The sequence below is a fragment of the Streptosporangium sp. NPDC001681 genome, assembly GCF_040298085.1.
GTDB lineage: Bacteria > Actinomycetota > Actinomycetes > Streptosporangiales > Streptosporangiaceae > Streptosporangium.
In genome coordinates, this window is sequence record NZ_JBEOZN010000017.1 from 99,081 (window position 1) to 107,716 (window position 8,636).

Annotated in this window: 7 protein-coding genes; 5 read left to right on the forward strand and 2 right to left on the reverse strand. The window is 70.2% G+C overall.

Going from position 1 to position 8,636, the window contains the following annotated elements:
* Positions 1 to 151: 151 nt before the first annotated feature.
* Together ABT130_RS11145 and ABT130_RS11150 are read right to left on the reverse strand one after the other, a co-directional pair.
* Positions 152 to 829, reverse strand: a complete 678-nt coding sequence (locus tag ABT130_RS11145) for a DUF4230 domain-containing protein (protein WP_350924757.1) — start codon at positions 827 to 829, stop codon at positions 152 to 154.
* Between the two features lie 55 nt (positions 830 to 884).
* Complete coding sequence (locus ABT130_RS11150) at positions 885 to 2,309, reverse strand: hypothetical protein (RefSeq protein ID WP_350954743.1); 1,425 nt, start codon at positions 2,307 to 2,309, stop codon at positions 885 to 887.
* Between the two features lie 291 nt (positions 2,310 to 2,600).
* Between ABT130_RS11150 and ABT130_RS11155 the strand changes: the two genes are divergently transcribed.
* From ABT130_RS11155 to ABT130_RS11175, 5 genes are all read left to right on the forward strand, one after another.
* A complete protein-coding gene (locus ABT130_RS11155; RefSeq protein ID WP_350954745.1) occupies positions 2,601 to 3,140 on the forward strand; it encodes a MarR family winged helix-turn-helix transcriptional regulator in 540 nt (179 codons plus the stop codon).
* 401 nt (positions 3,141 to 3,541) lie between these two features.
* Positions 3,542 to 5,212 carry a coenzyme B12-dependent isobutyryl-CoA mutase large subunit gene (icmA, locus tag ABT130_RS11160; protein ID WP_350954747.1) on the forward strand — a complete coding sequence of 557 codons (1,671 nt, stop codon included), beginning with the start codon at positions 3,542 to 3,544 and terminating at the stop codon, positions 5,210 to 5,212.
* 43 nt (positions 5,213 to 5,255) lie between these two features.
* Positions 5,256 to 6,191, forward strand: coding sequence for a tetratricopeptide repeat protein (locus tag ABT130_RS11165; protein WP_350954749.1), 936 nt, complete (start codon positions 5,256 to 5,258; stop codon positions 6,189 to 6,191).
* Positions 6,192 to 6,392: 201 nt separating this feature from the next.
* Complete coding sequence (locus ABT130_RS11170; protein WP_350954751.1) at positions 6,393 to 7,805, forward strand: NAD-dependent malic enzyme; 1,413 nt, start codon at positions 6,393 to 6,395, stop codon at positions 7,803 to 7,805.
* 155 nt (positions 7,806 to 7,960) lie between these two features.
* Positions 7,961 to 8,539, forward strand: a complete 579-nt coding sequence (locus tag ABT130_RS11175) for a YqgE/AlgH family protein (RefSeq protein ID WP_343975538.1) — start codon at positions 7,961 to 7,963, stop codon at positions 8,537 to 8,539.
* Positions 8,540 to 8,636: the final 97 nt, after the last annotated feature.

An 8,636-nucleotide genomic window follows, 5' to 3' on the forward strand; every position in this document is an offset into this window, starting at 1 on the left:
GCGCCCGCGAACCCTCACCGCGCTTCCATGGTTTCCAAGGTGTCCCAAGGGGGCGGGCGAGGTCGTCTCCGCGGCGGCGCGCCGCCGAACCCGGTGAGCGTGGGCGGGGCCCCGCACCGGCCGGAGCGCCGAGGGCCAGGACACGGGGGCGTCAGGTCTCGTCGGCGAACTTGACGATGACCTTCTCGAAGCCGAGCCCCTTCAGCATGCCCTCAAGCATGATCTTGGTGTTCTGGTCGGCGCGGTTGCGCAGATCGCTGGCCAGAGCGGCTTCGGCGATCTTCTTCTCGGCCAGCACGTAGAGCTCCTGCTGGTCTGAGGGGGAGGAGGACAGGAAGTCCTCGACCCGGTCCAGCAGGCCACGCTGCTGGGCGTAGACATAGGAGCGCTTGTTGTCGAGATTCGGCTTCTCCAACTGGGCGCGGGGCAGCCTGACCGTGACCTCGGTGCGGTCGGGGGAGACCGTCAGCCCGCCGTTGCCGATGCCGCCGAAGTCGACGTAGGCGTCGACGCCACCGGCACCGACGAAGAGCGTCCGGCTGCCCTTGATCGCGTCGGGCAGGAAGGCGGCGTCCTTCTCCAGGTCGACCACGACCTGGAAGTTGCCGGTGGCGGCCTCGAAACGGCTGAGGTTGTGAATGGACTCCAGCAGCACGGGCTGGCTGCGGTCGATCGTGGCCTCGCCGAACGGGTTCAGCCACGACCAGGTCAGGCGAGCACCCACGACGAGAAGAACCATGACGACGAGCAGCCCGGCGAGGAAACGCCAGCGGCGCCTGCGAGGCGCCGCCTGGGGGGTCTCGGGCGGAGCTTCTTGGGAGGCTTTCACGAAGCTCTCCTTCCCCGGGGGGCGACCTTCTCACGCCGAGCCTATGCCGATCTTGTCAGCCCCGTGGCGACGGCGGCGTGCCGCCTTCGGCGAAGGGGGCACGCCACGGGGCGGGCGGGACACCCGTCCCGGGCGGCGGCGGCCCGCCGGGTGCCTGGTGGACGGGTCCTGACCTGGGCTCGGGTCCGGTCGAGGTGCCTCCCGCACCCTGCCCCGGCTGGCTGTACTGTCCTGTCTGGGCGGTCTGCCCGGACTGGCCACCAAAGTGAGTGCTTTGTAACCGGCAGCCGGTGAAGTCCGCGTAGTAGAGCCGGAGCCAGTCGCGCCGCTGGACGTCCGTGAGCCCCGAGAACCACGCCGCCGCGTACCGGTGCTCCGCGAGCGGCCCGCCGGGAAGCGGCTCACCCCGCAGCCACGCGGCCACGATGTCGCGGTAGCCCGCCGCGGGAGTGGCGTCACACCGCGCGGCCAGGCCGTCGACGAACTCGTCGGCCGCCTTCTCGGCGAACCCCGTGGCCAGATCGTCCACGTGGATCGCGATCACGCCCGCGGAGAGGGCGGAACCGTCACGTCTGGGGTGCTGCTCCACCCGGGAGAACTCCCCGGGTGTCCCGGCCAGCCGGGAGGCGATCTTGATGAACTCCGAGCCCAGTTCGGGTAGTCCGGCGCGCATCCCCGGGTGCACGCAGACCATGATCGGCCACTCCTGGCAGCTGTAGACGATCTGCTGGGCCGAGACCGGCTGCTCCTCGGTGAACAGGCGGGCCATGCCGGTCCCCGCCGCCAGCACCGCGATCAGCGCGGCGGCCAGCACCAGGGCCTGGCGCGTCACGACCGCGGCCCAGCCGAGCAGGAGCGCCGCGCTGATCCCCACCAGCCAGAGCGTCTGGTCGGTGAACGCCGCCGAGTTCAGCCCCTGGAACGGGTCGTACGGCTCCCGCGTGGCGGGGGCGAGCCGGTCGGCCCAGGTCGGCCCGTGACACAGCCAGGTGAACAGGCTGTAGCAACCGAGTCCGGCCAGGACCGGCGTGATCGTCCACGGCATCAGCCAGCCGGTGACCCAGCCGATGACGACGTACAGCGCCAGCCCGGCCACGCCCATCACCAGGCCGCTGGGCAGCAGTCGCCCGGCCTGCTCGGTGATCATGGTCCTGACCGCCAGGACCATGACGGTGGCGGTGAACGCGCCACCCGTCACCACCAGGATCGCCAGCGGCGCCCGCACCGCCTGCCACGGGGTCATCGATCGGCCCCCCGTCCCGCGCCGCCTGCGCACCGCCACCCACGCGGCGAACGCGGCCGCCACCGGGCCGGTCAACCGGAGCGAGCCGATCACCGCGACGATGATGTTCTCCCACGCGCTGACACCGGGAACCAGGACGCTCCACGCCGCGACCACCCCGAGCACGAGCAGGATGGCGACCGCCATCAACCCGCTCTGCTGGAGTTCCTCGCGTGAAACGCCCCTGTGCTCACGCACCGGTGGGCGTGGTGAGAACCCACGCCGAGCCGGTGTAGCCGAAGTGCGTCCGGCGTTCGAACGCCGTCAAGTTGTCGTTCATCAAGCACCCCCCGTGCCGTGAATGTGCGGATGCCGGTCCCCTCGGCACCGGTCCGGCTCGCTTCCCCCGCAGGCCGGACTGAGTCAGCGTGGCCACTTGGCCACGGCCTCACCATTCGATGTGGGAACCATAACGGAGCGTGACGTTTGGCGTCCGGGTTCTTGGTGAAGCCATCAGGATGGTGACTCTACGTATATGGGCGAATCGGGATGAGGCCGCGCTACCGTAGCCCTGTGGTTACAGGTCAGCTGAATCTCCCGTTTGACCCCATCGAGCGTGCCGCGAAGACGTGGCGCGTTCACTTCGGGCCCTCCTCGGCCATGGCCGCCGTCACATCGATCATGAGAGCGCAGCAGATCCTGCTGTCGCAACTGGACACGCTGCTCAAACCGCATGACTTGACCTTCGCCAGATACGAGGCCCTGGTGCTGCTGACCTTCAGCAGGACCGGAGCGCTGCCGCTCTCCAGGATCGGCGAGCGTCTGATGGTCCATCCCACGAGCGTGACCAACACCGTGAGCCGCCTGGAAAGTGCCGGTCTGGTACGTCGCATGCCTAATCCCCGCGACGGCCGGGGGGTGCTCGCCGAGATCACCGACCGGGGGCGGGAGGTCGTCCGCGGGGCGACCGCCGACCTGATGGAGGCCGACTTCGCCATGCCCATGTACGGCGAGGATGAGCTGGACCAGATGTTCGACCTCCTCAGAACCCTCCGCGTCGCCGCCGGTGACTTTGTAGACGGCGATTAGATGGCGACGCTGCGCGTCGCGGTTCGGCCGCTCTTATCCGGCTCCTTCCCTCGTCGAGAGGGGGCGCTCGTTCCTCGCGGGTTGCCGGCGACGCTGGCGCGTCGCGGTGAGGCCGCTCTTACCCGGCTCCTTCCCTCGTCGAGGGAGGTCGCTCGTTCCTCGCAACCTCCCTCTCCTCAGTCCAGTCCCCGGCGCGGCCTCACAGCCCCGCTCTCCTCAGTCCAGTCGCCGGCGCGGCCTCACGGGTCGTCCCTTAGGGCATGAACACGGGCGCGTCCCGGTGGGAGTCCTTGGGGTAGTCGCCGGTGAGGGCTCGCTCTCGCCGAGAAGTAGTAGGACGTCCTAGTATTTGGGGGAGGCCACAAGCCGGGGGTAAGCCGCTGCCGTACAGGGGGTTGGCCATGGACGCTGAGCAGGTCGAGGCGGGGCGTGCGCGCTGGCAGGCGCGGTTCGACGGGGCTCGCAGGCGTGAGGCCGAGTTCCGCACCATGTCCGGGCTCGACGTCGAGCCGGTCTACGGTCCGGACGGCGGTGACCCGCGGATGGAGCGCATCGGCTGGCCGGGGGAGTTTCCCTTCACCCGCGGTCTGCACCCCACCGGTTACCGGGGCAAGGCATGGACCATCCGGCAGTTCGCCGGGTTCGGCAACGCACGGCAGACCAACGAGCGCTACAAGATGATCCTCGCCGCGGGCGGCGACGGGTTGAGCGTGGCCTTCGACATGCCCACGCTGATGGGCCGCGACTCCGACGACCCGCGATCGCTCGGCGAGGTGGGCCACTGCGGCGTGGCGATCGACTCCGTGCTGGACATGGACCTGCTCTTCGAGGGCATCCCGCTCGGCGACATCACCACCTCGATGACGATCAGCGGTCCGGCCGTCCCGATCTTCTGCATGTACGTCGTCGCCGCCGAGCGGCAGGGGGTGCCGGTCACCAGACTCAACGGCACCCTGCAGACCGACATCTTCAAGGAGTACATAGCGCAGAAGGAGTGGCTGTTCGCCCCCGAGCCGCATCTGCGGCTGATCGGCGACCTGATGGAGTTCTGCGCGGCGGAGGTGCCCGCGTACAAGCCGCTCAGCGTCTCCGGTTACCACATCCGCGAGGCCGGGGCCACGGCCGCCCAGGAGCTGGCCTTCACCCTGGCCGACGGGTTCGGCTACGTGGAGCTCGGCCTGTCGCGCGGCCTGGACATCGACGTCTTCGCCCCCGGCCTGTCCTTCTTCTTCGACGCGCACATCGACTTCTTCGAGGAGATCGCCAAGTTCAGGGCCGCCCGGCGGATCTGGGCGCGGTGGCTGCGCGACGTCTACGGGGCCGGCACGGAGAAGGCCCAGTGGCTGCGCTTCCACACCCAGACGGCGGGCGTGTCACTGACCGCGCAGCAGCCGTACAACAACGTGGTGCGCACCGCGGTCGAGGCGCTCGCGGCGGTGCTCGGCGGCACCAACTCGCTGCACACCAACGCGCTGGACGAGGTCCTCGCGCTGCCCTCCACGAGGGCGGCGGAGATCGCGCTCCGCACCCAGCAGGTGCTCATGGAGGAGACCGAGATCGTCAACGTCGCCGACCCGCTCGGCGGATCCTGGTACGTGGAGGCGCTGACCGACCGGCTGGAGGCCGAGGCCGAGGCGATCTTCACGAGGATCCGGGAGATGGGCGCCGACGGCACGATGACCTCGGGCATCCTGCGCGGCATCGAGGACGGCTGGTTCATGTCCGAGATCGCCGAGGCGGCCTTCGACTACCAGCGCAAGCTGGAGAAGGGCGAGAAGAGGATCGTCGGGGTGAACTGCCACACGGCGTCCGTCGACGAGCCGCTGGAGATCCTCCGGGTGGGGCACGAGGTCGAGCGCGAGCAGCGCCGCGTCCTCGCCGAGCGCCGCGCCGCCCGTGACCAGGCGGCCGTGGACGCCGCCCTGGCCGCGATGAGGCGGGCGGCCGGGGCGGCGGGCAACATGATCCCCGCCATGCTCGACGCGGCCAGGGCCGAGGCCACGCTGGGTGAGATCTGCGACGTGTTGCGCGGTGAGTGGGGCGTCTACAGCGAACCGGCGCGTTTCCAGTGAGGGCGCGTCGGGACACCGGCCGGGATACGGCAGGATTGGAACCATGAGCCCAGCGGACTTCACTCGACCCGGATCGCTCTACGGCGCCGTCGATCTCGGCGCTCGCAAGCAGGCACTGGAGGCACAGGCGCGGCGGGAGAGCGCCGCGCAGGAAACCGGCGGTGTTCCGGCGCCGGTCATCGATGTCGACGACGCCAACTTCGCGACCGAGGTCGTAGAACGCTCCATGAACAGCCTCGTGCTGCTGGAGCTCACCGTCACCCGCGCCGAGCAGGCCAAACAGTACAGCCTGCTGCTGGAGAAACTGGCCGCCGAGAACGCCGGCCGGTGGACCCTGGCCAGGGTCGACGTTGAGATCAACCAGCAGATCGCGCAGGCGCTACGGGTACAGAACGTGCCCGCCCTGTACGCCATCTTCCAGGGACAGCCGGTGGCCGTGGTTCCGGGCATCGCCACCGAGCCGCAGCTCCGTGACTGGCTGTCGCAGCTCATGGAGGCGCTGGCGCAGTATCTCCCGCCCCCCGCCGAGGAGGGCCAGGACAAGCAGGAGCAGCCGCAGGAGCCCCCGGTCGACCCGGACGTGCTCGCCGCCGAGCAGGCCGTCGACGCCGGCGACCTCGACGGCGCGGTGGCCGCGTACGAGCGGCTGCTGGCCCGCTCGCCGAACAACCAGGACGCGAAGCTGGGCCTGGCCGGGCTCGGTCTGATCCGCAGGACGCAGGACGTCGACCCGGCCGACCTGCAGAGCAGGCTGGCCGACCCCGCGGACATCGAGGCCCAGCTCCTGGCCGCCGACTTCGAGATGCTCTCCGGCGAGGTGGACAGGGCCTTCGACCGGCTCGTCGACGTGGTGCGCCGCACCTCGGGGGCCGAGCGGGACAGGGCCAGGGTGCACCTGCTCGGCCTGTTCGACACGCTCCCCGGAGACGACCCGTCCATCGCCAGGGCCCGCAGGAACCTGGCCAGCGCCCTGTTCTGAGCACCTCGCCTCCGAGCACCCGGCCCGGCGGCCCGCCTCCCGGAGCCGTCTTTGGTGACAAGCGTCACGATGGGCCGGGACGAGGTGTTCCGTGACCGCATCTACATGTGCGGGTTCACCACCTCCGGTGCGTACACACCCCTGGTGGTGGCACGATGGAGGCATCCCAACTTAAGTTAGTCGCAAAGGAGCGGATCGGCTGTGGCCACCGTGCCGAGTGTGTCGTACTCCATCACCGTGCGCCTGGAGGTGCCCGCCGGCGGCAAGGCCGTCAGCCAGCTCACCCACGCGGTAGAGTCCGCCGGGGGTGTGGTCACCGCGCTCGACGTGACCACGGCCGGGCATGAGACGCTGCGCATCGACGTCACCTGCGCCGCGCGTGACACCGATCACGCGCAGGCGATCGTCGACAAGCTGGAGGGTGTCGAGGGCGTCGTCATCCACAAGGTCTCCGACCGGACCTTCCTCATGCACCTCGGTGGAAAGATCGAGATGCGGTCGAAGGTGCCGCTGCGCAACCGGGACGAGCTCTCCATGGCGTACACGCCCGGCGTCGCCCGGGTCTCGATGGCCATCGCCCGCAACCCCGAGGACGCCCGCCGCCTGACCATCAAGCGCAACACCGTCGCCGTCGTCACCGACGGCTCGGCGGTGCTCGGCCTGGGCAACATCGGCCCGGCCGCCGGACTCCCCGTCATGGAGGGCAAGGCCGCGCTGTTCAAGCGGTTCGCCGACATCGACGCCTGGCCGATCTGCCTGGACACCCAGGACGTCGACGAGATCGTGCGGACCGTGCAGATCATCGCTCCCGGTTTCGGCGGCATCAACCTGGAGGACATCTCGGCGCCGCGCTGCTTCGAGGTGGAGCGGCGGCTGCGCGAGCTGCTGGACATCCCGGTCTTCCACGACGACCAGCACGGCACCGCGATCTGCGTGCTGGCCGCGCTCACCAACGCGCTGCGCGTGGTCGGCAAGGACCTGGGTGAGGTCCGCATCGCCCTCGCGGGCGCGGGCGCGGCCGGTACGGCGGTGCTGCGACTGCTGCTCGCGGCGGGCGCCCGCAACGTGGTCGTCTGCGACTACCTGGGCGCGGTGCACCGCGGGCGCCAGGACCTGGACGACTCGCTCCGGTGGATCGCCGACCACACCAACGCCGATGGCTACGCGGGCGACCTGCGCGGCGCGGTCAAGGGCGCCGACGTGTTCATCGGCGTGTCCGCGCCCGGCATCCTCAACGGCGACGACATCGCCACGATGGCCAAGGACGCCGTGGTCTTCGCGCTCGCCAACCCCGAGCCCGAGGTCTCGCCCGACATCGCTCGTGAGCACGCAGCAGTGGTCGCCACCGGCCGCTCCGACTATCCGAACCAGATCAACAACGTGCTGGCCTTCCCCGGCGTCTTCCGCGGCCTGCTCGACGCGCAGGCCACCGTGGTCAGCCAGGAGATGCTGCTGGCCGCGGCCAAGGCGCTGGCCGACGTGGTGACCACCGAGGAGCTCGGCCCCAACTACATCGTCCCCAGCGTGTTCCACCCGGACGTGTCGGGTGCCGTCGCGGCGGCCGTGCGCGAGTCGGCCGGCGGCCGTGCGCGTACGGGCATGACGGAGGCCTGAGGCCCGTCGTCAGGCCGTCGTCACCGTCCCGTTCCGCGATCTTCGCTCCATGGAGTTCCGTCCTGTGCGCGTCGCGTGACGAGCGCATGAGGTCCGGGTCATCAGAAGGGCGGGGGGAGCAGCGCGAAGGGGTGTTCACCCCTCATGATGGAGGTATGGCGGAGGCGATCTACGTCGGTGGGCTTCTGGTGGCCACCCCGCAGCTGGAGGATCCCAACTTCCGGCGCAGCGTGGTCCTGGTGCTGGAGCACGACCTCGATGGCGGCACCCTGGGCGTGGTGCTCAACAGACCGAGTGACATCTCGGTGACCCAGGTGCTGCCGACCTGGGACACCATGGTTACCGGCCCGTCCGTGCTGTTCCAGGGAGGCCCCGTGCAGACCGACAGCGCCTTGGCGCTGGCCGCGGTGCCGAGCGGGCAGGAGCCGCTCGGCTGGCGGCGGCTGCACGCGGGCACCGCGGCGGTCTCCAGGCTCGGCACCGTCGACCTCGACGCGCCGCCGGAGATCCTCGCCGGGGAGATCGCCCAGATGCGCATCTTCGCGGGGTACGCCGGATGGTCGGCCGGGCAGCTGGAGAGCGAGATCGGCGAGGGCGCCTGGTACGTCGTGGACTCGGAGCCCGGCGACACCTTCCACCACGATCCCGAGTCGCTCTGGCGGGCCGTGCTCCGCCGCCAGCGGGGCGAGCTGGCCTACGTGGCCACCTGCCCCGACGACCCGTCGATGAACTAGGTCCTGTCCTGTGGATCTTGCCGTGGCGAGGATCGGTCAGGTGGTGTCTCGCAAGGCGGAGGAGGGAGCCGCAGCGTGCTGCGGTGACCGACGACAA

Excerpts from the sequence above, each read along its gene's own strand:
- ABT130_RS11155 (WP_350954745.1), top strand. The coding sequence starts at position 2,601 with ATGAGGCCGCGCTACCGTAGCCCTGTGGTTACAGGTCAGCTGAATCTC.
- icmA (WP_350954747.1), top strand. The coding sequence starts at position 3,542 with ATGGACGCTGAGCAGGTCGAGGCGGGGCGTGCGCGCTGGCAGGCGCGG.
- ABT130_RS11165 (WP_350954749.1), top strand. The coding sequence starts at position 5,256 with ATGAGCCCAGCGGACTTCACTCGACCCGGATCGCTCTACGGCGCCGTC.
- ABT130_RS11175 (WP_343975538.1), top strand. The coding sequence starts at position 7,961 with ATGGCGGAGGCGATCTACGTCGGTGGGCTTCTGGTGGCCACCCCGCAG.